The organism is Mediterraneibacter glycyrrhizinilyticus (assembly GCF_015560805.1).
GTDB classification, from domain to species: domain Bacteria; phylum Bacillota; class Clostridia; order Lachnospirales; family Lachnospiraceae; genus Schaedlerella; species Schaedlerella glycyrrhizinilytica_A.
Genome location: NZ_JADMSO010000007.1, coordinates 1 through 25,932 on the forward strand (window position 1 = coordinate 1; position 25,932 = coordinate 25,932).

At 40.5% G+C, this 25,932-nt stretch carries 18 protein-coding genes and 1 pseudogene; 12 read left to right on the plus strand and 7 right to left on the minus strand.

Going from position 1 to position 25,932, the window contains the following annotated elements:
* Positions 1–84 precede the first annotated feature (84 nt).
* Positions 85–948: an AraC family transcriptional regulator gene (locus tag I2H87_RS08290; protein ID WP_054702927.1), complete on the minus strand. Its 864-nt coding sequence runs from the start codon at positions 946–948 to the stop codon at positions 85–87.
* 200 nt (positions 949–1,148) lie between these two features.
* Here I2H87_RS08290 and I2H87_RS08295 point away from each other — a divergent pair, with 200 nt between their 5' ends.
* From I2H87_RS08295 to I2H87_RS08315, 6 genes and pseudogenes are all read left to right on the plus strand, one after another.
* Positions 1,149–4,187 carry a glycoside hydrolase family 2 TIM barrel-domain containing protein gene (locus tag I2H87_RS08295; RefSeq protein ID WP_195609705.1) on the plus strand — a complete coding sequence of 1,013 codons (3,039 nt, stop codon included), beginning with the start codon at positions 1,149–1,151 and terminating at the stop codon, positions 4,185–4,187.
* 167 nt (positions 4,188–4,354) lie between these two features.
* On the plus strand, positions 4,355–5,752 hold the full coding sequence (locus tag I2H87_RS08300) for an MFS transporter (protein ID WP_009268653.1): 1,398 nt from the start codon (positions 4,355–4,357) through the stop codon (positions 5,750–5,752).
* A 351-nt stretch (positions 5,753–6,103) separates the two neighbouring features.
* Complete coding sequence (locus tag I2H87_RS08305) at positions 6,104–6,904, plus strand: helix-turn-helix transcriptional regulator (protein ID WP_009268652.1); 801 nt, start codon at positions 6,104–6,106, stop codon at positions 6,902–6,904.
* A gap of 161 nt (positions 6,905–7,065) precedes the next feature.
* The gene (locus tag I2H87_RS08310; protein ID WP_021652318.1) at positions 7,066–7,878 is read left to right on the plus strand and encodes an HAD-IIA family hydrolase; all 813 of its coding nucleotides are present in this window, start codon (positions 7,066–7,068) and stop codon (positions 7,876–7,878) included.
* Between the two features lie 32 nt (positions 7,879–7,910).
* Positions 7,911–8,459 (plus strand): annotated as a pseudogene (locus I2H87_RS14095) (hypothetical protein).
* Between the two features lie 504 nt (positions 8,460–8,963).
* The gene (locus I2H87_RS08315; protein WP_195609706.1) at positions 8,964–10,313 is read left to right on the plus strand and encodes a transposase; all 1,350 of its coding nucleotides are present in this window, start codon (positions 8,964–8,966) and stop codon (positions 10,311–10,313) included.
* A gap of 278 nt (positions 10,314–10,591) precedes the next feature.
* On the opposite strand, the gene I2H87_RS08320 is transcribed toward I2H87_RS08315, so the two are convergent.
* A complete protein-coding gene (locus I2H87_RS08320; RefSeq protein WP_054702929.1) occupies positions 10,592–11,455 on the minus strand; it encodes a helix-turn-helix domain-containing protein in 864 nt (287 codons plus the stop codon).
* 156 nt (positions 11,456–11,611) lie between these two features.
* Between I2H87_RS08320 and I2H87_RS08325 the strand changes: the two genes are divergently transcribed.
* From I2H87_RS08325 to I2H87_RS08335, 3 genes are read left to right on the plus strand one after another with little or no spacing between them, the layout of a single operon-like run.
* Complete coding sequence (locus I2H87_RS08325) at positions 11,612–12,490, plus strand: amidohydrolase family protein (RefSeq protein ID WP_243273903.1); 879 nt, start codon at positions 11,612–11,614, stop codon at positions 12,488–12,490.
* A 12-nt stretch (positions 12,491–12,502) separates the two neighbouring features.
* The gene (locus I2H87_RS08330; RefSeq protein WP_195609708.1) at positions 12,503–13,708 is read left to right on the plus strand and encodes an MDR/zinc-dependent alcohol dehydrogenase-like family protein; all 1,206 of its coding nucleotides are present in this window, start codon (positions 12,503–12,505) and stop codon (positions 13,706–13,708) included.
* A 27-nt stretch (positions 13,709–13,735) separates the two neighbouring features.
* The gene (locus tag I2H87_RS08335) at positions 13,736–14,800 is read left to right on the plus strand and encodes a zinc-binding alcohol dehydrogenase family protein (protein ID WP_117551508.1); all 1,065 of its coding nucleotides are present in this window, start codon (positions 13,736–13,738) and stop codon (positions 14,798–14,800) included.
* A gap of 18 nt (positions 14,801–14,818) precedes the next feature.
* On the opposite strand, the gene I2H87_RS08340 is transcribed toward I2H87_RS08335, so the two are convergent.
* The 5 genes from I2H87_RS08340 to I2H87_RS08360 all read right to left on the minus strand — a co-directional run bounded on the left by I2H87_RS08340 (position 14,819) and on the right by I2H87_RS08360 (position 20,047).
* The gene (locus I2H87_RS08340) at positions 14,819–15,403 is read right to left on the minus strand and encodes an ANTAR domain-containing response regulator (RefSeq protein WP_022152597.1); all 585 of its coding nucleotides are present in this window, start codon (positions 15,401–15,403) and stop codon (positions 14,819–14,821) included.
* A 27-nt stretch (positions 15,404–15,430) separates the two neighbouring features.
* Positions 15,431–16,642, minus strand: coding sequence for a glutamine synthetase family protein (locus I2H87_RS08345; RefSeq protein ID WP_054702931.1), 1,212 nt, complete (start codon positions 16,640–16,642; stop codon positions 15,431–15,433).
* An 18-nt stretch (positions 16,643–16,660) separates the two neighbouring features.
* Complete coding sequence (locus I2H87_RS08350) at positions 16,661–17,383, minus strand: GltB/FmdC/FwdC-like GXGXG domain-containing protein (protein WP_009268641.1); 723 nt, start codon at positions 17,381–17,383, stop codon at positions 16,661–16,663.
* A 64-nt stretch (positions 17,384–17,447) separates the two neighbouring features.
* Positions 17,448–18,953 carry a glutamate synthase-related protein gene (locus tag I2H87_RS08355; RefSeq protein WP_009268640.1) on the minus strand — a complete coding sequence of 502 codons (1,506 nt, stop codon included), beginning with the start codon at positions 18,951–18,953 and terminating at the stop codon, positions 17,448–17,450.
* Positions 18,953–20,047, minus strand: a complete 1,095-nt coding sequence (locus I2H87_RS08360) for a class II glutamine amidotransferase (protein ID WP_009268639.1) — start codon at positions 20,045–20,047, stop codon at positions 18,953–18,955. The genes I2H87_RS08355 and I2H87_RS08360 overlap by 1 nt, the downstream gene beginning before the upstream one ends.
* Positions 20,048–20,410: 363 nt before the next feature.
* Between I2H87_RS08360 and I2H87_RS08365 the strand changes: the two genes are divergently transcribed.
* The 3 genes from I2H87_RS08365 to asnB all read left to right on the plus strand — a co-directional run bounded on the left by I2H87_RS08365 (position 20,411) and on the right by asnB (position 25,932).
* Positions 20,411–22,507 carry a glutamine synthetase III family protein gene (locus I2H87_RS08365; protein ID WP_009268638.1) on the plus strand — a complete coding sequence of 699 codons (2,097 nt, stop codon included), beginning with the start codon at positions 20,411–20,413 and terminating at the stop codon, positions 22,505–22,507.
* A 38-nt stretch (positions 22,508–22,545) separates the two neighbouring features.
* Entirely contained in the window at positions 22,546–24,264 is a 1,719-nt protein-coding gene (locus I2H87_RS08370; RefSeq protein WP_022152592.1) for an ammonium transporter, read from the plus strand.
* 87 nt (positions 24,265–24,351) lie between these two features.
* Positions 24,352–25,932 (plus strand): asparagine synthase B, encoded by a 1,581-nt coding sequence (gene asnB, locus I2H87_RS08375; RefSeq protein WP_009268636.1) that lies wholly within the window; start codon positions 24,352–24,354, stop codon positions 25,930–25,932.

Sequence of the window (25,932 nt, forward strand, 5' to 3'; positions counted from 1 at the left end):
AAGGCCTCCTTATGATAAAATATTTTACCATAGAAGACCTTCTAAAACATTATTTACAGAAAAAGTTTCACATTCTCATAGATTTCATAACCTATTTCTTATTTTTCGGTATTCTCTCGGCGAATATCCTTTCAACTTGTGAAAAAGCCGACTGAAATAAAGCTGGTTATCATATCCGACAATCTTAGAAATCTCATTGATGGAATAAGTTGTTGTTTCAAGTAACATCTGAGCATTGTTGATGCGGATTCCCACAATGAATTGCATTGGTGTAGAACCGGTATATTTTTTGAAATTTCGGATAAACCAGCTGACACTCATGCCTCGTGAGGCAGCATAATCATCAATATTGATATTTTGATTGTAGTTTTCATTGAAAAAGGTAACAGCATTATCCATCTCATGATCAAGGTATTCATTTTTTAATATGTGCTCTCTTGTCAGTTCCCGGTGGAAACTGATCAGAAGATGACGTAGCAAAAGGACAAGCATTTCCTCATAATTATCTTGACAGCGTTGGAGCTCGATAATAATACGCTTGAAAATTTGTTCATATTCATTAGATGTACCAACTTGAAAGACATGTTCTTTATCTGGAAACCCATATTGACGTAAGATATTTTTTACATTGCTTCCTGTGAAGTGAATCCAGTATACTTCTGTCTTATCTTCTCCGTAATATTCATATTTTTGGAGTTCTTTCGGTCTGTACAGTACAATGTTGCCGGCTGGAACAATCGTTTCATTATTTACATTATCAAAATGAAAATGCCCACAACCAGCAGTGATATATATAATCTGATAATCCAGACGACCCCTTGGACGGTAGGTAGGAAGTTTGGGATGTCTGGAAAGACGGTAAGTACCACAGCTACCTACAATCAGCGGACGACTTTTGTCTTTGAAATCCATATGTGAGTGGTTCAAATAACCAGTGTTCAAATACATAGGACAGCACCTCTTTTTGTACTTTTTATCATTGTATCATTTAGTACATATTTTGTCTAATCCAATTCATAGACATATTTTGCAGATTAGGATAAGCTATATATAGCATAACTAAGGAACGTAAACAAAAAAGTAAAGTATAAAGTTTGATTTAAGGAAACAAAGAACAAAAAAGTATATGTATTGGAGGAGAGCTATTTATGATCGTACCACGTTATTATGAAAATCTAAGCGTACTGCACGAAAACACAATGCCAGCCAGGGCCTATTATATTCCGTCATCCAAAAGAATGGATAACTTGGTGGAACACAGAGAAGAATCAGATCGTATGCAGTTATTGAATGGAACTTGGAAATTCCAGTATTTTAACAGCATCTATGACATTCAGGATTCTTTTTTTGAGAAGAATTATGATACAGAAAATTTTGATGAGATTCAGGTTCCAAGTGTATGGCAGATGGCTGGATATGATACACACCAGTATACAAACATCCGGTATCCATTTCCGTTTGATCCACCATATGTGCCACAAGACATTCCGTGTGGAGCCTATGTACATACTTTTGAGTACAGTAGAGATGAGAAAGCGCCAAAATCTTTTTTGAACTTTGAAGGAGTAGACAGCTGCTTTTATGTATGGCTCAATGGTTCTTACATAGGATACAGCCAGGTCTCACATATGACCAGTGAGTTTGATGTTACCGGTGTACTTCAGGATGGAACAAATACGGTGGCAGTGTTGGTAATGAAGTGGTGTGATGGTTCCTATTTGGAAGATCAGGACAAATTCCGTATGAGTGGTATTTTCCGGGATGTGTACATTTTGAAACGCCCAAAACAGGCAATCAGTGATTATCATATTAAAACAAGAATTGAGGATATGCTTGCGAAAGTAGAAATTGAAATGAAATTCTACTCTCCGTTAAATGTAAAAATTTCGATTGAAGATAGAAGCGGAGCAGTTGTAGCACTAGGAAGTATTGCTAAAGAAGGAACAGCTGTATTAGAAATCACGAGTCCGGAACTTTGGAATACAGAAAATCCATATCTATATAAACTGATTCTTGAAACAGAGAACGAAGTAATTGTAGATCACATTGCATTAAGAAAGATAGAGATTAAAGATCAGGTTATTTATTTAAATGGACAGAAGATTAAATTCCGTGGTGTCAATCGACATGATTCTGATCCGGTTACTGGATTTACAATCAATCCGGAACAGATTACAACCGATCTTACGTTAATGAAGCAGCATAATTTTAATGCGATCCGTTCCAGCCACTATCCGAACGCACCATTTTTCTATGAAATGTGTGACAAGTATGGATTCATGGTGATAGATGAAGCCGATATTGAAGCTCATGGTCCATTTATGATCTACAGAAAAGAAGACACCGATTACAATCGGTTCAAACGATGGAATGAGATGATTGCAGATGATCCGGCATGGGAAGAGGCAATCGTTGATCGTGTAAAACTCATGGTGGAACGTGACAAAAACCGTTTCTGTATTGTTATGTGGTCAATGGGAAATGAGAGTGCTTATGGTTGCAACTTTGAAAAAGTACTGGAATGGACAAAGAATTTTGATCCAGACCGCATCACACAATATGAGAGTGCAAGATACCGTAATTATGATGAAACATATGATTACAGCAATCTGGATGTGTACAGCCGGATGTACCCGGCGCTTTCCGAAATTCAGGAGTATCTGGATAAAGATGGAAGCAAACCCTTCCTTTTGGTAGAGTATTGTCACAGTATGGGAAACGGACCTGGAGATTTTGAGGATTACTTCCAGATGATTCAGGATAATGATAAAATGTGCGGCGGCTTTGTCTGGGAATGGTGTGACCATGCAATTGCTCATGGAACTGCTGAGAATGGAAAGACTATATATGCTTATGGGGGCGACCATGGCGAAGAAATTCATGATGGCAACTTCTGTATGGATGGATTAGTATATCCAGACAGAACGGTACATACAGGACTTTTGGAATACAAGAATGTTTATCGCCCGGCAAGGGTTATTTCCTATGACAAAGAAAGTGGAGAACTGGTGCTTCATAACTACATGGATTTTGATAATCTGAAAGATTATGTGAAAATCAGCTATGAACTGACACAGGATGGTCTTGTGATCAGCAAAGGTAAACTTTCAGAAGTTTCAGCAGCACCACACAGTGAAGGAAAAACAAACCTTAAAATCAATGTGCCAGTGAATGGAAAATGTTATTTAAAACTTATTTACCATCTGAAAAAAGAAGTACCATTATTGGATGAAGACCATATTCTTGGATTTGATGAAATTGAGGTAAGCAAGGACGATGCAAAATGTAAACTTGCTGAGAAATGGCTACAAAAAACAGCAGTGGGCTCTGAATTACAGGTAAATGAAAATGATACACAGATTCATATCAAGGGGCGTGAATTTGCTTATACCATAGACAAACGTACTGCACTTTTTACAGAGATGAAATTTGCAGGTCGGGAATATCTGAACCACCCGATGGAATTAAATATTTGGAGGGCACCAACAGATAATGATATGTACATCAAGTCTGAATGGAAGAAAGCCCATTATGATAAAGCTTATACAAGAGCTTACACGACAGAGGTCGTGCAGGGAAAGCATGGTGTGAAAATTACAAGCCATGCATCCGTTGTGGCAGAGACAGTACAGAAGATTCTTGATGTGACGATCACATGGAAAATAGAAGCTGCTGGAAAGATTGATGCAGATATTGCAGTAACAAAAGATGATGAATTTCCGGACCTGCCAAGATTTGGTGTGAGGATGTTCCTGGATAAAAAACTTTCGGCTGCACGATACTTTGGAATGGGACCACAGGAAAGCTATTGTGACAAACATCAGGCTGCGAGCCACGGTTTGTATCAGGCAAATGTAGATGATTTGCATGAGGATTATATTCGCCCACAGGAAAATGGAAGCCATTATGATTGTGAATATGTAGAGCTTAATAACAGCCGATATGGAATTGTGGTCTCTGCGGAAAATGCCTTCTCATTCAATGCTTCTTATTATACGCAGGAAGAACTTGAGGAGAAAACGCATAATTATGAATTAATAGAATCAGATAGTGTAGTATTCTGTGTTGACTACGCATTAAATGGCATTGGTTCTAACAGTTGTGGTCCAGTTGTATTGGAGCAGTACCGATTTGATGATGTATTATTTCGGTTTCAGTTTACACTGATACCGTATATAAAGGGATAATAAAGTTTCATGCAACCCGTAAACAAGGAAAGAGAGTCTGATTGAGATGTAAAGTCCGGATATACAGAGCAATCAGACAAAAACAGAGAAAAAATTAGAATTAGACATCATACGGCTAGACATATTGAGATTCTAAGTGCGATGAAGATGAGGAGCAAAGAAATTCGATGGAAGAAAAAAAGTATTTGAAATGGTATAACAAAATTGGATATGGATCAGGCGATATTGCAGGTAATGTAGTCTATGCGTTCCTGACATCTTTTATGATGGTCTATTTGACGGACTCAGTAGGACTTGCTGCAGGTGTCGTAGGTACCCTGATTGCAGTATCAAAACTATTTGATGGTTTTACGGATATATTTTTTGGATCAATGATTGACAAAACACATAGTAAAATGGGAAAAGCGAAACCATGGATGCTATATGGATATATTGGTTGTGCCATTACGCTGGTCTGCTGTTTTGCAGTACCAGTCAGCTTGGGAACAACGGCTAAATATGCATGGTTCTTTATCTCTTACACACTGTTAAATGGTGTGTTTTATACAGCAAACAATATTGCTTATTCAGCACTTACGTCACTGATTACAAAGAACAGCAAAGAGCGTGTGCAGATGGGATCTTACCGTTTTATTTTTGCGTTTTCAACAAGTCTTCTGATTCAGGCAATTACAGTTGGATTTGTAGATAAATGTGGTGGAGATGCTACAGCATGGAGAACAGTTGCTATTATCTATGCAATCATTGGTCTTGTCGTAAATACGATTTCAGCACTTTCTGTTAAGGAACTTCCTGAGGAAGAACTTAACGAAGGAGAAGTAAAGAATGATAATGAAAAGTTCGGAATGGTACATGCATTCAAGCTTCTTGTTAAAAACAAATATTACATGATGATTTGTGGAACATATATTTTACAGCAGTTATATGGTGCCATGATTGGAGCTGGCATTTATTACATGACATGGGTACTGAAAAATAAGAATTTGTTTGGACAATTTGCATGGGCAGTAAATATTCCACTGATCATTGCCCTGATTTTCACACCGACATTAGTTGGTAAGTGGAAAGGTATGTATAAACTGAACTTAAGAGGTTATGTCTTAGCAGTCATCGGTAGAGCACTTGTTGTTGTTGCAGGATATATGGGCAGTGTTCCGCTGATGATGGCATTTACAGCTCTTGCAGCCTTAGGTCAGGGACCATGGCAGGGAGATATGAATGCAGTTATCGCATCTTGCTCTGAATACACTTATCTTACACAGGGAAAGAGAATTGACGGAACGATGTACTCTTGTACTTCTCTTGGCGTAAAAATCGGTGGAGGTATTGGAACCGCTGTTGTTGGATGGATGCTTGAGTTCAGTGGATATATCGGAACAAATGCAACTCAGCCGCAGTCTGCACTTGATATGATGCAGTTTATGTATCTTTGGCTTCCGCTAATCTTTGATGTATTGATTATGTTTGTACTTTCAAGAATGAATGTAGAAGATGCAAATAAAAAACTGAAAGCAGAAAAAGGAATTGCTGCAGATGAAGTAACAGATGCATCAGACATAAATTAGAATTGACAGGAGAAAGCGTTGTCTGGTCATTGCTCGATGAGACAGTGCTTTTTTCTATATATAAAGTGATTGAACTGTATTTTGAAAATAAAAAAGGACCACTTCATTTTTGTGAAATGACCTTAAGAAAATATTCAGTTTTCACAAAATAGTCCTTTTAGTATTTATACATGGTAAGGATGCTCAAAATATTCAGCGTAGAATACTAAAAGGTCATTCAGATATTTTTTTAGATTGCTCATTTGCAATTCCTCCTTTTCTTATTTACAAGTTGATTATAGGATAGATGTAAAAGGATTGCTTGCCAAATCGAAAGAAGATATAGACAAATGTTGCAAAGGGGAGTATTTCATGCAGTTAAAATATGTTGACACAAAAGAGGAGATTATAGCAATAAATAGGAAGTCAAAACATATTGAACCACATCTTCATAATGCATTGGAGATCGTTTGTGTAACAAGTGGAGCATTAGAACTTGGTGTCGGACAGGAACTATACCATATGGAAAAAGGAGATATAGGCTTTGTATTTCCAGATGTTATTCATCACTATCAGATACTGACACCCGGTGTAAATAAAGCGACTTATCTGATTGCATCGCCATTTACGATAGCCAAATTTGCAGATATCATGCAATCCATGGCTCCTGAATACCCAATCATCAAAGCGGAAAAGGTTGAACCGGAGGTATATAGGGTTATAAATGCAATTTTAGAGACAGAACAGTCGGATATTACTGTTGCACAGGCATATCTTCAAATTGTGTTGGCACGCTGCATAGGAAAATTAAATTTGGTAGAAAAGAGTAATGTGGGGAGCAACGATCTTATTTACCAGACAGTTTCCTATATATCAGCAAATTTTAAGAAGAAATTTTCGCTGGAAGAGATGGCAAAAGATCTGGGGGTGAGCAAATATGTCTTATCCAGACTCTTTTCCAAAACATTCCATAGAAACTTTAATCAATATCTTAATGATGCAAGGCTGAACTATGCATGCCATCGTTTGGAAAATACGAGTGATTCTATTACAAACATTTGTCTGGATAGTGGATTTGAAAGTCAGAGAACATTTAACCGAGTATTTAAAGAAAGATATAAAATATCACCGAGTGATTATCGGAGTACTTGTGTGAAAGATATGTTGACATAAAAGGTTCTGTTGATCGAAATATTTACTTTGATTTTACAGTGCTATGTATTTGATTTCATGTGTGGATGATATAATATAAAAATATTTGTAGAAAAAAGAGTTTTATTCTATTATGAAAAGAGTAAGGTGTATTCTAAAGAAACAAGAAAGGCAGGGCGCATATGAACATGATAAAATCCATAATCGATTTTAATGAAAAAAAAGGATTCATCTGTGATATGGATGGTGTGATCTATCATGGCAATCAGATATTGCCAGGTGTTCCAGAATTCATCCAGTGGTTGCATGATGAAAAGAAAGAATATTTGTTTTTGACAAATAATAGTGGATATACACCACGAGAATTAAATCAGAAACTGGCTAGGATGGGACTTGATGTGCCAGAAGAACATTTTTATACCAGTGCATTGGCAACAGCCGCATTTTTAAAAGAACAGGCGGCAGGCTGTTCGGCATTTGTGATAGGAGAAGCCGGCCTGTTAAATGCACTTTATGATGTAGGTATCACAATGAATGATGTAAATCCGGATTATGTTGTTGTGGGAGAGGGACGCTCCTATTCATTGGATACATTAACAAAAGCAACGAATTTAGTTTTGAAAGGTGCAAAGCTGATCGGAGCAAACTCAGATGTTTCCGGACCGATTGAGAACGGCATTGCTCCTGCTTGTCGTGCATTGATTGCACCTATAGAAATGGCAACAGGTACACAGGCATATTTCTGTGGGAAACCGAATCCACTGATGATGAGAACAGGATTGAATATGCTTGGATGTCATTCAGCAGAAGCTGTAATGGTTGGGGATCGTATGGATACAGATGTGATTTCAGGAATGGAAAGTGGTATGTCTACTGTATTGGTTCTCTCTGGATGTTCAACGAAGGATACACTCAAAACTTATGCTTATCTTCCGACAATGGTATTGAATGGAGTGGGAGATATCGCCAGTATGGCAAAAGCAAAAGAGGAATAGTGTGATTAGGCAAATACCAGGAGGTAAAGTATATGATGAAACTTGATAATTTTGTAGGAATGATGACAGGACATTTTGATAATAAGGATCAATTTAATAAGATGTAGGCAGAGGGGAAAACATATCCATATGCGGAACATGTAAATACAATCTGTAATGACAAAATAAATAACCTTCCTGAAGATTTCAAAGGAAAATTTGTTGTTGAAGAGAGTTATTATGAAATTAATGGAAAACGTCATGCATCTCCACATCTTTTCCTTATCACAGAAATAGAACAGGGAATTTTACTTTCTTCTTATGAAATTCCAAAAGGAGAAGATAAAAATACATTTTCATATGATTCTATGAAGAATGTTGATTACTCTAAACTAGAAAAATCTGAAAAATTTAATCCGGCACTTTATCATGAAAAGGACGGAATCTGGGAGGGAGGCAGCACAAGCCAGTTCTCTCCGGTAATGACATTCAAACTTTGGGAAAAGTTTTCCAACAATTTTCTGGAAATATCGGAAAGCATGGAAGTTAATGGAAAGAGAACTTTTGGATATGATGAACCAATAATTTATAAGCGTGTATAATCAAAGGTCTGCATATTGGGATGAACTTCAGTTTGTAGAGGACTCGATGAATTTGCGTAATATGGGGCATTACATGAATGTTAATTTAAGGAAATAATATGGTAAGCAAAAGCGGGATAACTTTTCAAATCGTTCTATTGTTGCGTAGGTTATTAGCACTTAGAATATGAAACATCTTAATTGAAGAATATTTAGGGGCTAATGGAAAATTAAATGTTGAATATCCGAATGGCGTTGAAGTGTAGAAAGAAAAATGTGAGGTAGAGAGACTCATTATTAGCGAAAAGAAACATAAAAATAAGCGATATTATAAAATTTCTTTTTTAATTAAAAATAAGAAATAATTATCTGCCGTACGACGGCAAAAGAAAAAAGCCGTCGTACAGCAGTCATTTGACACGCCCGTATGAAACGGCGGCTGTGAAATAACACTCTCTACGAAAAAAGAGGACTTTTCGTTCAAAATGAACGAAAGGTCCTCTTTTATGTTAAAATTAACTTGCGATGAAAATTTCAACTATAAATTATAATAATCCAAAACAAGGATATTTACCACTGTTTCTTTCAGATTGTTTGGATCTGCTGGATCCTGTTTTAACATTTGACAGATTGATGGGAGGAATCGATTTAAATAAGTATCTGACAGATATTCCGGAGTACACAACTGGACGACTCAGATATAATCCGGTCAACATGTTAAAAACAGTACTTTTCGGATTTATGACCAGCGGCTACTGCTCCCCGAGAGAACTGGAAGACAACTGCAAAGTCAATATCAGATTCATGTATCTCATGGATCACCAGACTCCATCATACCGAACCTTTGGATATTTCATCAACGAAGTACTTCAGGATAAGATTGAAAACATTTTTAACGACATCAATCAAGCGATCTTCAACGAGGAGCATGTGGATTTGCAACATATCTACATCGATGGTTCCAAGTTTGAAGCAAATGCCAACAAATATACCTGGGTTTGGAAGAAGGCTACCGAAAAGTTCCGTTACAAGCTTTATGAAAAAATCACTGCGGAGATTGAGGAAATCAACAAAGAAATCGCATGGAGTGAAGTACAGATTTCAACGAATTCTGAGTATGTACCAGATTATCTGAATGAAATCATTGATCAGCTTCTGCCGGCATACAATGTACAGATTGGTGTAGCAGATGAATATATCGCAGTTGTTGACGTGAACCATTATCGTTCAGATATGGACTGTTTCATTCCTTTGATGAAGCACTTCAAACAAACGTATGGCTTCTATCCCAAGTATCCTGTGGCAGATGCTAGCTACGGATCATATAACAACTATATTTTTTGCGAACAGAACGGAATTGAAAAGTATATGAAGTTTCCAATGTTTAAAAAGGAAACCAAGGATCGAAAGTATCATGAAGATCCATTTCGTGCAGTTAATTTTAGAATTGATGAACAAGGTGTCATGAGATGTCCTAACGATAAAGCATTTCATCTTTTATACAGAAGAAGTGTGAGGGGAAATCAATACGGACGCAAGGAAGAACTGTATGAATGTGAAGATTGCAGTGGATGTCCATATGCAGAGAAATGTAAGAAAACAGCTAAAAATCGAACTGTTCGGATCAATCAGGAACTCACTGCAATGCATCAGGAAGTAATCGAAAACTTAGAAAGTATTCATGGTGCGCTGTTACGAATGAACCGTTCGATACAAGCAGAAGGCACTTTCAGAATCATGAAAAATGACCGTTGGTACAAGAGAATTGTCCGAAGAGGTATTAATTCGGTTAAACTAGAAGTTTTACTTGTGGCAATAGGACATAATCTATACAAATATCAGAACAAAAAGATGAGAAATAGAACTGCCGCATAGATTCAAAAAGAGAATCTCTATGGGGTAGGGGAAGTACGCCTTTTCAGCGTAGGATTCCAGCAATTTATGCACAATAAAAGCAAAAAGAGGGATGCGAAAAAACTCAATCGAGTTTTTTCACATCCTCTTTTATATAGGCAACGAGCCAAAGTCTGGGCTTGCCCGAGACCTTGGCGACTGCTTACAATCCCGGAATGTGCCTTTTGGCACTTCCGGTGATTACGTCCGAAGACTGCCGCCCGATTTTCGCCGTCAGATTTCGGACATCCGTCAAATTGTCATGTGAGGTTCAGGACGGTTCGTTTATATTCGGAAACGGTCATTTTATAGTAGTTCTTAAAAGCGGCATGAAAATGATTGGGGTAGGAATATCCAAGCCGGGAAGCGATTTCCGAGATCGAAAGCTGGTTTTCTTTTAAAAAGGTGACGGCGGCAGCCATGCGTGCTTCCGTCCTTTTTTGAAGAAAATTCTGCCCGTAACGGTTGAAAAGGATACGGCTTGTCTGTCTGGGGCTTAAGCCGAGACGGCTGGACAGTTCTTTCAGCGTAATCGTATCGTATTCGAGTAAAAAGCTGTCCTCGATCAAGATATAGGATTTGATCAAAGGGATCGGAATATAGGTGATCGCCGCATTTGAAGCAGGCTCATAATTTCGCAGGATCTTGACGAAAAACTGCATGAAAAGAGCTTGCAGCATGACTGCGGCGGCAGGACCGGGGCTGGAAAATTCCCGATGGATCTGCTCAAGCGTCGTCTGCAGATCGGCGCAGTCCTTTCCATACCAAAACGGATAGTGTAAAAAAGACGCCATCATGGAAGCGCCTGCCGTATTTTTTTGCTTCGCATGCAATTTATCTATCCTTAAATAAATACAGTATTCATAAGTGGGATCATCGGGATCGGAATACTGTTGGTGTTCAATATGAGGACCGGTTGTATACAATATATCCGGATATAATTCGTAAGGACTTTGCGCGCTGATTAAAGTCCCTTTTCCTTTTGGAATAAAGTGGATCTCATAACTGTTGGAGCTGTGTGAATGTGACGGTGTATTCCATGTCTGACATTCATAGGTAAATTTTAGAATACGGATCTGATAATCTTCTATGGAAAATGTAATGTTTAAATTGTCGTTTTTCATGGACTTTACCTCATTAAATCTGGATTTAGTACGAATTAAGTACGAAAAGCAGACATAAATATAGCAGATATGTCCGCTGTTCCTGTATGATTATCGTACTATAAATCCTATAATGAAAGCAAGAAAAAGATAAAATTTCGAGATAGGAGGATGTTTATGATCATCGATGCACATTTACATCTCTGGGATCGGCAGTGCGGACGCGTAGATGAAAAACCGGTTTTTGCGCTCTGTGAGGGAAAAAGTAATTTCGGTGGGGAAATACGACAGATGATGCCGCCCTATATGCTGGATGGACGCAATACCGCAGAAATGTTGATCGCCAATATGAATTATGCGAGAGTCAGCGGTTGTGTGGTGACGCAGGAATATATTGACGGAAATCAGGATCGTTATCTGCTGGAATGTAAAAAGAAATATCCGGAAAGAATGAAAATCTGTTGTCTGTACGAGGAACGGGAGATCGACAGTGAATGGATCAGACAATTTGACGGGATCAAAATCTGCGCGGGAAGACTGAGAGATCAGAATCTGTTGCACCATAAGGAGATTTTTGCGAAAGCAGACCGGTTAGGGAGATTTATTTCCATTGATCTGTCAGATGGGGAACTCCAGGTAAAAGAAATGGAAAAGTTGATTAAGATGTATCCGGATTTACGAATTGCGATCGGTCATTTCGGTATGGTTACAACAAACGGGTGGGAAGAGCAGATCGCCCTTGCCCGGCACAAAAATGTCTATGTGGAGAGCGGCGGGATCACATGGTTGTTCCATAAAGAATTCTACCCATATCCGTCTGCGATTCAGGCGATCAGAACGGCGATCGGGATATGTGGTATAGAGAAAATAATGTGGGGAAGTGATTATCCGCGTACAATGACGGCGATCACTTATGATATGAGTAAAGATTTTATAGAAAAAACATCTGCGCTTTCAGAAGAAGAGAAAAACAGGATCTTAGGAGAAAATGCGAAAGACTTTTATGGATTTCCGGATTTGGATGTTCCGGAAAAAATAAGAAATATGGTGGAATAGGAGAGAGGAAACATGATCGTAAAAGGTACATATTTTCAAAATGATGCAGAAAGACCGCTGGTATATGGAGACGTTGAGATACGAAATATACCGAGACAAAGATTGCGGGGAGAAAAAGAAAAGGACGGGATTCTTGCGGAAAGTGTGTTCGTCGGATTTTGCGGAACCGATCATACGCTGATGAATATGGGACGTGAGGGAAATTTAAAAGAAAAGTTTCCCGCAGGATGTGACCGGCTCGTCAACGGACACGAGGGTGTTGTATGGGTTCCGTCTGAGAATCGGTTTGCCATCGTATTGATCCGGGGAGGAAACAGCTATGATCCGACAAGATATACAGAGGAAGAGACGTATTTTGAATATGGGTGCGATCAGGCAGACGGATTGTTTTCCGACCGGAATTATTATCATCCGGATATGCTGCTGAAAATTCCGGACGGATATGTGAAAGACGGGAAAATTCCGCTTACACTGGCAAAAAAATTAGTATTCAGCGATCCTTATGCGTGCATGATCTTTCAGAGAGAGCGGATGGAAGACTTGGGCGAAGCACATAACTTTCGGGTGAAAATGGCGGAGCATCGGTGTACGGAGGCAGAGGCAAGAGAGATTGCGAGAAAGGAAACGTTCCAAAGAGTCTGCATTTTCGGGCTCGGAACGACAGGAATGTTTATCGGGGATCTGATCCGTCAGAAATATCCGGAAGTAAAGATCGTCTTTGTGGCAAGAAGTGAGGAAGACAGCCCGAAAGTTTCGTTTGCATTAAAACAGGCAGGGGCGTCTTATGTAAGAAGTATTTATGATACAAAAGAAGAACTTGCAGATGCGATCAGAGAAAAGTTAGGCGGTACGGCAACGGTATTTATCGGTTCCAGCGGGGCGGCGATCGAGCATGAAATCGCATTTCAATATGGCGTGCTTGGATGTAACGGCATTTACAATTCGTTCTCTTTGGGACCGGAAGTAACGGTGGATACGATGCCGTTCGGATTTAAAAATCAGTTGATATTCGGATCGATCAACTTCCGGCAGGATCACATGGAGGAAGCAATCCGGATCCTCCAAAACAGCCGTTACGATGAGATCGTGGAATTGATCGAGAAAGAAGAATTTACTGCGGATCCGATCGATGCGTATGAAAACAGAATTTACTCCAAGAGCGCGCCGATGAAAACAGCTGTTGTCTGGAATGAAACATATATCGACATGGAACGATAAGCAGGATTTTTTAGGAGGATAGATGAAATGAAAACGATTATGATCCCGGAACCGGGAAAAGTGATGATGACAGAGACAGAGATGCCGGAAGTAAAACAGGGGGAAGCGTTATTGAAGATACTGTATGGCGGTATCTGCGGAAGCGATCTTGGAACATACCGCGGAACATTTGCGTATGCAGGCTATCCGAGGATTCCGGGGCATGAATTTTCCGCACAGATCGTAAAGATCGGGGAAAATGACAGAGGGTTAAAAGAGGGAATGATCGTAACATGCAATCCATATTTTAACTGTCAGAAATGTTACTCCTGCGAACGCGGGCTGGTAAATTGCTGTGAGTCGAACGAGACGCTGGGGGCGCAGAGAGACGGCGCATTTTCGGAATATATCACAATGCCGGTTGAACGGATTTACGACGGAAAAGGATTAAGCCCGAAAAGTCTTGCTTTGATCGAACCATTTTGCATCAGCTATCACGGCGTGTCAAGAGCGGATATCCAAAAAGGAGACAAGGTGCTTGTGATCGGTGCCGGAACGATCGGCGTGCTTGCGGCGGTTGCGGCAAAGGCAAAAGGCGGAGAAGTGTATATTGCGGATATTGCGGAAGAAAAACTGCAGTACGCATACCATACATTTGGACTTGCGGGCATGATCAAAAATGACAGTGAAGAGAATTTCGCAAATCGTGTGCGAGAAATTACGGGCGATCATCATGGATTTGACGTATGTATCGAAGCGGTGGGGCTTCCGTCCACATTCCAAAATTGTATCGATGCGGCGGCATTTGGCGGTCGGGTCGTATTGATCGGCGTGGGAAAGAAAAATCTGGATTTCAATTTTACGATGATCCAGAAAAAGGAGCTGGATATTCTGGGCTCCAGAAATGCGCTGAAAGCTGACTTTACGGAACTGATCGATCTTGTAAAAGGAGGGGCGATCGACTTGGAAAAGATCGTGATGAATCCGGGAAGTGAGGATCCGACGAAAAAATCAGAATATGAATTGGATGAAGCGGAAGCGGCGTTTGAAGAGTTCAGCCAATATGGCGGAAGCAAACTGAAAGTGCTGATCCATTTCGCGGATCCGGAATAAGAAAACGGGAAAAACATATTATGAGTATGTTTTTATGATTTCTTCGGCAATAATCCGTTTGGATATGCAGCGATTCATAGCTTGTTTTTCAATGTAATGATGGGCTTCTGGTTCTGTGAATTTTAATTCATTGATCAGAAGCCATTTGGCTTTATTTACTAAACGGATTTCAGCCATTTTTTGTTCAATAGAGGAAGATTTTTTCTCAAATTGTTTCAAGCGTTCACGTGCACTCTCTAACCAACTGAGCGCATAAAGCATAGTAGGTTTGGAAACGGGCTTTGATAATGTGAAGATACCATATTCGACTACTTTGTCATGAATTTCTTCGTGGAGATCATTTTTTACTAAAAGAAGAACGACAGTCTGTTTTTTGGTACAGGCATCGATTGCAAAGCGAGTGCCCATATCATCGGGGAGCGGAGCGTTGATGATGACAAAATCATAAGTTTTTTCTGCAAGGACTTTTTTTGCGGCACTGATACTGGTAACACTGTGAAGTGGAAAATATCTGGTTTTTGGAAGTATACCGGTAAAGGCGGAGGTAAAACTGTCGGTTGCAGATACGATCAGTATACTGTAAACACGTTCTTTTAAACTCATGTCGTACCTCCTCCTTTGAAAAACAGATTATTTATTACAATAAAGATTTAAGATTGAAGCCGGTATCAGTTCTTTGATAAAACAACTGTTTTTTGCAGCAGTACAAGCGGCTTTGAATGTTTCTGGCAGTTTTGGATATTTTTTCAGCGTGTCCGAATCCGCGTGATAGAAATTGATATTTGTTGCCGGAGGCGGAGTCAATTCTTTTTGCATACCCTCCATACATGCATAAATAATCAGAGCAAATGCAAGATAAGCATTTGTGGTCGGATCAGGAGAGCGGAGTTCCATACGGCGGTATTTTTCAACAGCGGCCGGAATACGGACAAGTTGTGACCGATTTTCATCGGACCAGGAAATATATAGCGGAGCCTTATTGGTTCCAAAGCGTTGATAAGAGTTTTCTGTCGGGTTAAAGAAAACAGTCATATCAGAGACTTTTTCCAGGATTCCGGCAATAATCTGATCCATGTGATCTTCTTTATCAGAGGCATTGACGGATACATTAATGTGAAAACCGTTTCCCGGATGATCTTTTAATGGCTTAGGAGTGAAATCAGCAAAGAGTCCGTTGCGTCTTGCAATGGTCTTTACAACCGTTTGGAATGTCATCGCGTTATCTGCAGCGGTTAGTGGATCGGAATAACGAAAATCGATCTCGTTTTGTCCCGGACCTTCTTCATGATGAGAACTTTCCGGATAAATACCCATCTGTTCTAATGTGAGACAGATTTCACGGCGGATATTTTCGCCCTTATCTTCCGGGGCAATGTCCATATAGCTGGCATAGTCGTAAGGGATATTCGTCGGTTCTCCCAGTTCATCTAAATAAAAAAGATAAAATTCCTGCTCTGCGCCAAAGAAAAACCGATAGCCCTTTTCTTCAGCATCTCGGATAGCTTTTTTTAAAATAGAACGTGTATCACAGGCGAAAATCTCTCCGTTTGGATAGGTGATCGTGCAATACATCCGAACCACACTGCCGTGTTCCGGGCGCCAAGGTAAAGGCATCAGAGTATCCGGATCCGGATGCAGGAAAAGGTCGGAATGATTTTCATCTCCGAATCCGGTAATTGCAGAAGCATCAATAGCGATGCCAAATTCAAAGGCGCGGGGAAGTTCATCAGGCATAATAGAGATGTTCTTTTGTTTTCCGAATACATCACAAAAAGCAAGACGGATAAATTTCACGTCTTCTTCCTGTATATATTGGATGACTTCTTGATAGGAATATTTCATAAATCAACCTGCTTTCTATTAATTTGCAACATACATCTGTTTATACGGATTTTTACTGTCGGGGGTGATGACGGTAAAAGGAGCCGATAGAAGATCATCAATTTGATAATTAAATGCGGAACAAAAATCGGATAAATATTCACGAAGTTCATCCAAATCTTCCCGGGACGCCGGGCGGGCGGTTACTTGTTCGGGAAATTTTATATCGTGACAGTCGTCGCGTAAGAATATTTTACCGCCATGCATTCCTGTGCATGGAAAATTTCCAACGATCCGTTTTTTATTTCGTGAGAGTCCGAGAACGATGATGACCCCGCCTGCCTGATATTCCCCAAGAAAACTTCCAGCATATCCGCCGATGATCATAAGAGGTTTTTTTTCTTTGTATTCTTTCATATGGATTCCGGCACGATATCCGGCATTTCCCTTTACATATATTTTGCCGCCACGCATTGCATAACCGGCAGCGTCTCCGATATTTCCATGGATCAGGATCTGTCCCTCATTCATTGTATCGCCAACGGCATCCTGCCCATTGCCATATACGGTAATCGCAGCGTTATTTAAATACGCGCCCAACGCATTTCCCGGTATTCCATAAATCGTAAGATCTTTCTGAGACATTCCGGAGGCAAGAAACCGCTGTCCACAGCAGTTTTGGATCGTACAGGCGTCGTCTGATCTGCGCAATGCTTCATTGATTGCTTTGTAATCTAAAGTTTTAGCATCTATGATTTCCATATTATAACATACCTCAACATACTTTTTTGTTTTTTTTTGAATAATAATGTGATTTTTTGAATTATTATTCTCCTGCATGAGAAATACCGAGTATTTCCAGTTCTTTTTCGGTTAGTCCGATGCCTCGAAGCATTAGACGGTTTCCACGCAAAGCTTCAATCGAATTGATTCCCATGCCGCCCATCAGTTCTTTGATTTCATGCTTCCATGCGGTCATGAGATTGATTAAATGCTGACTGCCGACTTTCGGATCTAGTCTTTTTACAAGCTCCGGTTGCTGGGTGGCGATACCCCAATTGCATTTTCCGGACTGACAAGTGCTGCAGAGATGACATCCGAGAGCAAGAAGAGCGGCTGTAGCGACATAGCAAGCGTCGGCACCTAAGGCGATTGCTTTTATAACATCGGCGGAATTGCGGATACTACCTCCGACAACCAGAGAAACATGATTACGGATTCCCTCATCGCGAAGTCGTTGATCTACAGCGGCAAGTGCCAGTTCAATCGGAATTCCGACATTATCGCGGATTCGGGTAGGAGCCGCGCCGGTACCGCCGCGGAAACCGTCAATGGCGATAATGTCTGCACCACTTCGGGCGATACCGCTTGCGATTGCGGCAATATTGTGTACTGCAGCGACTTTGACAATGACCGGTTTTTGATATTGAGTCGCTTCTTTTAAAGAAAAAACAAGTTGACGCAGATCTTCAATCGAATAAATGTCATGATGAGGAGCAGGGGAAATGGCATCAGAACCTTCCGGGATCATTCTTGTTCGGGATACGTCGCCTACGATTTTAGTTCCGGGAAGATGACCGCCGATACCGGGCTTTGCACCCTGCCCCATTTTGATTTCAATTGCGGCTCCAGCCTCCAGATATTCTTCGTGAACACCAAAGCGACCGGAAGCAACTTGCACGATCGTATTTTCTCCATAACAGTAAAAATCTTCATGGAGACCACCTTCTCCGGTATTATATAAAATTCCAAGATCTGAAGCGGCTAATGCAAGAGCTTCATGAGCATTATAGCTGATGGAACCATAACTCATTGCTGAAAACATAACCGGCATGGATAGTTCCAACTGTGGCGGCAAGTTTGTATCTAAGAGCCCATTTTCTAAGCGAGCGGTTTTTTCCGGTTTTTTACCAAGAAATACTTTTGTCTCCATCGGTTCCCTCAAAGGGTCGATCGGCGGGTTGGTGACTTGGGAAGCGTTGAGCAGTAAGTGATCCCAGTAAACAGGGAGTTGTTTCGGAGTCCCCATAGAAGAAAGAAGAACTCCGCCGCTTTCCGATTGTTTATAAATCTCTTTGATCATTTGATTTGACCAATTGATATTTTCACGGTATGTACAGTCATTTTTTACAATTTTCAATGCATTAGTCGGACAGAAAGCAACGCAGCGATGGCAGTTCACGCAAAGCCGTTCGTCATGTGTCATACATTTGTGTTCTTTATCATAAATATGTACATGATTTGCACATTGTCGTTCGCAGATCCGGCAGGAGATGCATCGCTGCTCGTTTCTTACGACTTCAAATTCGGGATATAATAATGTGGCGTTCATTAAAATGCACCTTCCTTTACTTTGATGATTACAGGTTCACCGCCTGCCGGATACCAGATATTTTCAGCATTCGGTTCCATCGTCCGGATCGCTGCTTCTTCACTGGAAATGAAAACTTTGTCATCTTTTTCCCCAACAACCATGGAACGCAGTTTCAGCCGGTCGTTAAGCGCCATCAGTCCGCCGTTAAATCCAAAGACGATTGAGAATGGACCGGTTACGAGCAGACTTGGAAACATCGTCCGTAGGAAAATGTGTTTTTTCTTGTCTTCTAAATCTGATTTTGCAGAAATGGTACTCCAGAAAGGAGCTGCAATGACGCTGGCAGCTTCCTCTAAGGTAAGTTCCTGAACACGAAGCAGGTAGTCCATAATATAAGTAATTACTTCCGTATCGGTCTGGAGCGTACATTTATAACCGAACATCTCGACAAAACGGCGGTTTGCATCATAAGAAGAAATTTCTCCGTTATGTACGATGGAATAATCAAGTAGAGTAAACGGATGCGCACCGCCCCACCAGCCCGGCGTGTTGGTTGGATATCGTCCATGGGCGGTCCATGAATAACCTTTATAGTCTTCAAGTCTGTAAAAAAGACCGACATCTTCCGGATAACCGACCGCTTTGAATGTTCCCATATTTTTTCCGCTGGAAAATACATAAGCTCCGGGCATTTCATCATTGATCCGGATAACACATTTTGCAACAAATTCTTTTTCCTCTAATTGAAGAGAAGACATGACAGAGCGAAGGGGAGCAACAAAATATCTCCAGATAATCGGTTCGTTTTTGATTGCCGGAATTTTATGGGTTGGAATAATTTCAGATTGAACAATCTCAAATCGTTCTTTTAAAAATGCTTCACATGTTTTTCGGGTGTCGCGAGAGTTAAAAAACATATGTAATGCATAAAAATCTTTATAATCAGGATAAATTCCATATCCGGCAAAACCTCCGCCCAGTCCGTTGGAACGGTCGTGCATCGGTTTCATGGAATTTGTGATAATATCTCCGGATATTTTTTTCCCTTCTCTGGAAATAACTGCAGAAATTGCACATCCGGAAGGAATGCGTACTTGACCTTCCATTTTCATATGATCGCTACCTACCTTTCTGATAATAAAAAGAAAGGCACTCATTTTTAGGGCAGAAAATCTGCATTAAAAATGAACGCCTTTGCTCACTCGCATTTATTTATACAGCGAAAAATGTCGTTTGTCAATGATCGTATGAAATTGTATTAAAAATAAAACAATGCAAAAAAAGATTGACAATCCCTTTTTGCAAGTGTAATATTCAGCGAGTAAAGGCAAGGGCGTCTTTGAGATAGGATCTCAGAGGCGCTTTTTCTTTTAAAATAAAATACAATTTGATTAAAAGGCAAGGGCGTCTTTTCGGTACGAGAGTGTTATTAGGAAAGGAGTTCTTGCCTTTTTCAGATTGAAAGGAGTGACACGATGAAAAATGTATCAGAATTTTTTGGATGTAAGGTTTTTGACGATCGGGTAATGAAGGCGAATTTGTCAGCCAAGATTTATCAATCATTGAGAAAAACGATCGATGAGGGGGCAAAACTGGATATCAGTGTGGCCAATGCAGTTGCATCGGCGATGAAAGACTGGGCGGTTGCCAATGGAGCTACTCATTATACCCATTGGTTTCAGCCACTTACCGGGGTGACCGCTGAAAAACATGATAGTTTTATTTCTCCTTCACCGGATGGCGGAGTGATCATGGAGTTTTCAGGAAAAGAGTTGATCAAGGGAGAACCGGATGCTTCATCTTTTCCGTCAGGCGGACTTCGTGCAACATTTGAGGCGAGAGGATATACCGCATGGGATCCGACGTCGTATGCGTTTATTAAAGGAAAAACATTGTGCATTCCGACTGCATTCTGTTCCTACGGCGGCGAAGCGCTGGATAAAAAGACACCGCTTCTTCGGTCAATGGAAGCACTGAATAAACAGGCGCTTCGTATTCTTCGCCTTTTCGGAAATGAGGATGCAAAATGTGTCCGCACATCGGTTGGTCCGGAGCAAGAGTACTTTCTTATTACACAAGAAATGTATGAAAAGAGAAAAGACCTTCAATTTACCGGTCGTACGCTTTTCGGGGCAAAACCTCCAAAAGGGCAGGAAATGGACGATCATTATTTCGGAGTCATCAAACCGAGAGTTGCTGCTTATATGGAAGAATTAAATGAAGAACTATGGAAATTGGGGATTCTGGCGAAGACTGAGCATAATGAAGTAGCCCCGGCGCAGCATGAACTGGCTCCGATTTATACAACAACCAATATCGCGACAGATCATAACCAACTGACGATGGAAATCATGCAGAAAGTTGCCGCGAAAAATGGTCTTGTATGTCTTCTTCATGAGAAACCGTTTGCCGGAGTAAACGGAAGCGGAAAACATAACAACTGGTCACTGGCGACGGATAAAGGTGTGAACTTGCTTTCTCCCGGAGAAACTCCATATGAAAATGCACAGTTTTTATTGTTCTTATGTGCAGTCATTAAAGCGGTGGATGACTATCAAGATCTGCTCAGACTTTCTGTGGCAACCGCGGGGAATGATCATAGACTTGGAGCAAACGAAGCACCGCCGGCTGTTGTATCCATTTTCTTAGGCGATGAATTAAACGCGGTCTTAGAAGCAATCGAGACAGATACTCCATATGAAGGCATGGAAAAAACGCAGATGAAATTAGGAGTAAACGTACTTCCGAAATTTAATCGTGACACGACAGATCGTAACCGGACTTCACCATTTGCTTTTACGGGAAATAAATTTGAATTTCGTATGCTTGGTTCTTCTAACAGCATTGCCTGTGCCAATATTATGCTGAATAGTGCAGTTGCGGAAAGTTTGAAAATCTATGCAGACCGGTTGGAAAAAGCAGAAGATTTTGAAGAGACTTTGCATGAAATGATCCGAAAGACGATTAAAGATCATAAACATATCATTTTCAATGGAAATGGCTATGATGAAACATGGATCAAAGAAGCAACAGAAAAGCGAGGACTATTGAATTATCGTACGACGCCGGATTGCATGCCGCATCTTCTGGATAACAAAAACGTGAAAATGCTGACTTCACACAAAGTATTTTCGGAAGCAGAATTAAAATCAAGATGTGAGATCATGTTGGATAATTACTGCAAGACAGTTCTGATCGAAGCAAATACAATGATCGATATGGCGAAGACGGAAATTGCTCCGGCAATCAGTGCTTATGTTTTGGAACTGGCAAATACAGCATCTACAAAAAAAGCAGTAGATGAGTCGATTTCCTGTGGCTATGAAACAGAACTTCTGAAAAAATTATCCGGATTTGAAGAACAGATTTCCATTTATGCGGAAGAATTGGAAGAAGCGGTGATGAATCTGCAGGATATTGAAGACATCGAGACAAAAGCTTATGGAATCCGTGATCGGGTATTGAATAAAATGAGCGAGCTAAGGGTTGTCTGTGACGAAGCAGAAAAAGTGACTGCGAAAAAATATTGGCCATTTCCGACTTATGGGGAACTGCTTTTCGGGGTGAGATAAGGTGAAATTCAGAGAGTTTACAGAAAGAAGGAATGTATATGAGTTATAGTGCAGTGAATACAATCTGGGTACTAGTTGGAGCGGCATTGGTATTTTTCATGCAGGCGGGATTTTCCATGTGTGAGGCAGGATTTACAAGAGCGAAAAATACCGGAAATATTCTGATGAAAAACTTGATGGACTTTTGTATTGGAACACCGGCATTTTGGCTTGTAGGATTCGGGCTGATGTTTGGAAGCGGTTCTGCGATCTTTGGAACATTTGACCCAATGATACGTGGTGATTATAGTCATATTTTACCGGCAGGAGTTCCACTTTGGGCATTTACAATCTTTCAAACCGTCTTTTGTGCAACGTCAGCGACAATCGTATCCGGCGCTATGGCGGAAAGAACGAAATTCAGTGCATACTGTATTTATTCGGCAGCAATTTCACTCTTGATCTATCCGATTTCCGGACATTGGGTATGGGGCGGAGGCTGGATTTCCCAGTTGGGATTTCATGATTTTGCAGGCTCTACAGCGGTACATATGGTTGGCGGAATCTGCGCACTGATCGGAGCAAAGATCCTAGGACCTCGTATCGGAAAATATGATAAAGATGGAAAACCACGCGCAATTCTCGGACATAACCTGACATTTGCGGCTCTTGGAGTCTTCATCCTCTGGTTCTGTTGGTTTGGGTTTAACGGAGCGTCAACAGTGGGAATGGATAGCGATGCTTTAGTAGAAACAGCAGGAAGAGTATTTTTTAATACAAACATGGCGGCGGCAGTTGCGTGCTGTACTACTTTGATCTTTACATGGATCCGATATAAAAAGCCAGATGTTTCTATGACTTACAATGCAGCGCTGGCCGGATTGGTCGGTATTACTGCCGGATGTGATGCGGTCGATGCAGTCGGAGCGGTTGTGATCGGTATAGTCTGTGGAGTTTTAGTAGTCCTTTCCGTAGAATTCTTTGATAAGGTTGCGAAAATCGATGATCCGGTTGGAGCAATTTCTGTACACTGTGTATGCGGAGCAGTCGGAACAATTCTTACCGGCTTGTTTGCGACCGGCGTGACAACGGAGGCAGGACTCTTCTATGGTGGTGGAATTCATTTTCTTACGGTTCAGATAATTGGAGTTGTTTCTGTTGCAGTTTATGTGGCGATCGTAATCACAATTGTATTTTTAGCAATCAAACATACGATCGGTCTTCGCGCGGATGCAGAAGATGAGATTGCCGGATTGGATGTTTCAGAGCACGGTTTATTGACAGCCTATGCAGGATTTTCGATGGTTCCGGATACGGCGACAGCAGACGAAGCCGATACAGTTCCGGTGATGGTGACAGGAGAAACACCGGTTGCGGAAGCGGTTCCGGTTAAGAAAGTTCCAAGTTTTGAAGAAGGAACACCGAAATTTACAAAAATTGAAATTGTATGTAAAGAATCCAGATTTGAAGTGCTCAAGAGCGCAATGATGAAACTTGGTATCACAGGTATGACGGTCTCCCATGTATTAGGATGTGGGGTTCAAAAAGGAAAACCGGAATATTATCGTGGAGTACAGGTGGAGGCAAATCTTCTTCCGAAAGTACAAATTGAAATGGTAGTAAGCGCCGTACCGGTTCGGAAAGTAATTGAAACCGCAAAGAAAGTACTTTACACAGGGCATATCGGAGATGGAAAAATCTTTGTTTACGATGTAGAAAATGTTGTAAAAGTAAGGACGGGAGAAGAAGGTTTTGACGCGCTTCAAGATGTAGAATAAATCGGAAAATTTTATATAAGAGCCGGCATTCAGAAAGATTTTTCTTTCCGAATGCCGGATTTATATAGAGCGAAGGAGGAACATGTTATGTGTTCGATTATGGGATACTGCAGTCCAAGTGCAGTGTATGAGGTTTTTATGAGAGGATTTCAAAGAACAATCTCAAGGGGACCGGATGCGAGTAAAGTGGTTGATACCGGAGAAGGGTATCTTGGATTTCATAGACTGGCGATTATGGGAATGACAACGTCCGGGATGCAGCCGTTTCAGTTGGATGACAGTTACGTTGTATGCAACGGAGAAATTTACGGCTTTGAAAAATGGAAAGAAGAGCTGAAGGAAAAATATGTATTTAAAAGTGAATCAGATTGTGAGGTTCTCTTACCTTTGTATCAGGAGTACGGTGTAGAAATGTTTGCTATGCTGGATGCAGAATTTGCCTGCATTATTTATGATGGAAAGACAAGAGAATTTATTGCTGCAAGAGATCCGATTGGAATCCGTCCTCTATTTTACGGATATGATAAAGACCATGCGATCATTTTTGCAAGCGAAGCGAAAAACCTGGTAGGTTTGACAGATAAGATCATGCCATTCCCACCGGGATATTATTATAAAAACGGAACATTTATTTGTTATTGCGACATTGCAAAAACAGAAAATGTTTGTCAGGATGATTTAGAAACTGTATGCGGGAAGATTCATGATAAATTGACAGCAGGAGTAGAAAAACGTCTTGTAGCGGATGCAAAGATCGGTTTTTTACTTTCCGGAGGTCTGGATTCTTCTCTTGTGTGTGCAATTGCGGCTAAGAAAAGCAGTCGACCGATCAGGACATTTGCGATCGGAATGAGTGAAGATGCGATCGATCTAAAATATGCAAAACAGGTTGCAGATTATATAGGAAGCGACCATACAGAGATCTATATGACTCCGGATGATGTGATCGGATCTTTGGATACGGTTATTCATTTGCTTGGAACTTATGATATCACGACGATTCGTGCATCTATTGGAATGTATTTCGTATGCAAAGCAATCCACGAACAGACCGACATCCGGGTCTTGCTGACCGGTGAAATCTCCGATGAGTTGTTTGGGTATAAGTATACAGATTTTGCGCCGGATGCGGAGGCATTTCAAAAAGAATCTCAGAAGAGAGTCCGGGAGCTTTATATGTATGATGTCCTTCGGGCAGACCGCTGTATCTCTGTAAATTCATTGGAAGCCCGTGTCCCATTTGGAGATCTGGATTTTGTAAAATATGTGATGGCAGTGGATCCGAAACTGAAGATCAATACATATGGAAAAGGAAAATATTTACTTCGTCACGCATTTGAAAAAGAGGATTATCTACCAAAAGAAATTCTTTGGAGAGAAAAAGCGGCATTTTCGGATGCAGTAGGTCATTCAATGGTTGATTATTTGAAAGAGTATGCAGAAAAAATATATACAGATGAGGAGTTTGAACATTTGCGGAAAACGTATACCTTTGCACGTCCATTTACGAAAGAATCTTTGCTGTATAGAAGTATTTTTGAAAAATATTATCCGGGACAGGCTGAGATGGTTGTTGATTTTTGGATGCCAAACAAAGAATGGAGCGGATGTAATGTGAAAGATCCGTCTGCCCGGGTACTTTCCAATTATGGAGATAGCGGAAAATGA

Bases quoted from the DNA above. Each gene is read 5' to 3' on its own strand.
- I2H87_RS08290 (WP_054702927.1), bottom strand. From the start codon at position 948: ATGTATTTGAACACTGGTTATTTGAACCACTCACATATGGATTTCAAA.
- I2H87_RS08295 (WP_195609705.1), top strand. From the start codon at position 1,149: ATGATCGTACCACGTTATTATGAAAATCTAAGCGTACTGCACGAAAAC.
- I2H87_RS08300 (WP_009268653.1), top strand. From the start codon at position 4,355: ATGGAAGAAAAAAAGTATTTGAAATGGTATAACAAAATTGGATATGGA.
- I2H87_RS08305 (WP_009268652.1), top strand. From the start codon at position 6,104: ATGCAGTTAAAATATGTTGACACAAAAGAGGAGATTATAGCAATAAAT.
- I2H87_RS08310 (WP_021652318.1), top strand. From the start codon at position 7,066: ATGAACATGATAAAATCCATAATCGATTTTAATGAAAAAAAAGGATTC.
- I2H87_RS08315 (WP_195609706.1), top strand. From the start codon at position 8,964: ATGAAAATTTCAACTATAAATTATAATAATCCAAAACAAGGATATTTA.
- I2H87_RS08320 (WP_054702929.1), bottom strand. From the start codon at position 11,455: ATGAAAAACGACAATTTAAACATTACATTTTCCATAGAAGATTATCAG.
- I2H87_RS08325 (WP_243273903.1), top strand. From the start codon at position 11,612: ATGATCATCGATGCACATTTACATCTCTGGGATCGGCAGTGCGGACGC.
- I2H87_RS08330 (WP_195609708.1), top strand. From the start codon at position 12,503: ATGATCGTAAAAGGTACATATTTTCAAAATGATGCAGAAAGACCGCTG.
- I2H87_RS08335 (WP_117551508.1), top strand. From the start codon at position 13,736: ATGAAAACGATTATGATCCCGGAACCGGGAAAAGTGATGATGACAGAG.
- I2H87_RS08340 (WP_022152597.1), bottom strand. From the start codon at position 15,403: ATGAGTTTAAAAGAACGTGTTTACAGTATACTGATCGTATCTGCAACC.
- I2H87_RS08345 (WP_054702931.1), bottom strand. From the start codon at position 16,642: ATGAAATATTCCTATCAAGAAGTCATCCAATATATACAGGAAGAAGAC.
- I2H87_RS08350 (WP_009268641.1), bottom strand. From the start codon at position 17,383: ATGGAAATCATAGATGCTAAAACTTTAGATTACAAAGCAATCAATGAA.
- I2H87_RS08355 (WP_009268640.1), bottom strand. From the start codon at position 18,953: ATGAACGCCACATTATTATATCCCGAATTTGAAGTCGTAAGAAACGAG.
- I2H87_RS08360 (WP_009268639.1), bottom strand. From the start codon at position 20,047: ATGAAAATGGAAGGTCAAGTACGCATTCCTTCCGGATGTGCAATTTCT.
- I2H87_RS08365 (WP_009268638.1), top strand. From the start codon at position 20,411: ATGAAAAATGTATCAGAATTTTTTGGATGTAAGGTTTTTGACGATCGG.
- I2H87_RS08370 (WP_022152592.1), top strand. From the start codon at position 22,546: ATGAGTTATAGTGCAGTGAATACAATCTGGGTACTAGTTGGAGCGGCA.
- asnB (WP_009268636.1), top strand. From the start codon at position 24,352: ATGTGTTCGATTATGGGATACTGCAGTCCAAGTGCAGTGTATGAGGTT.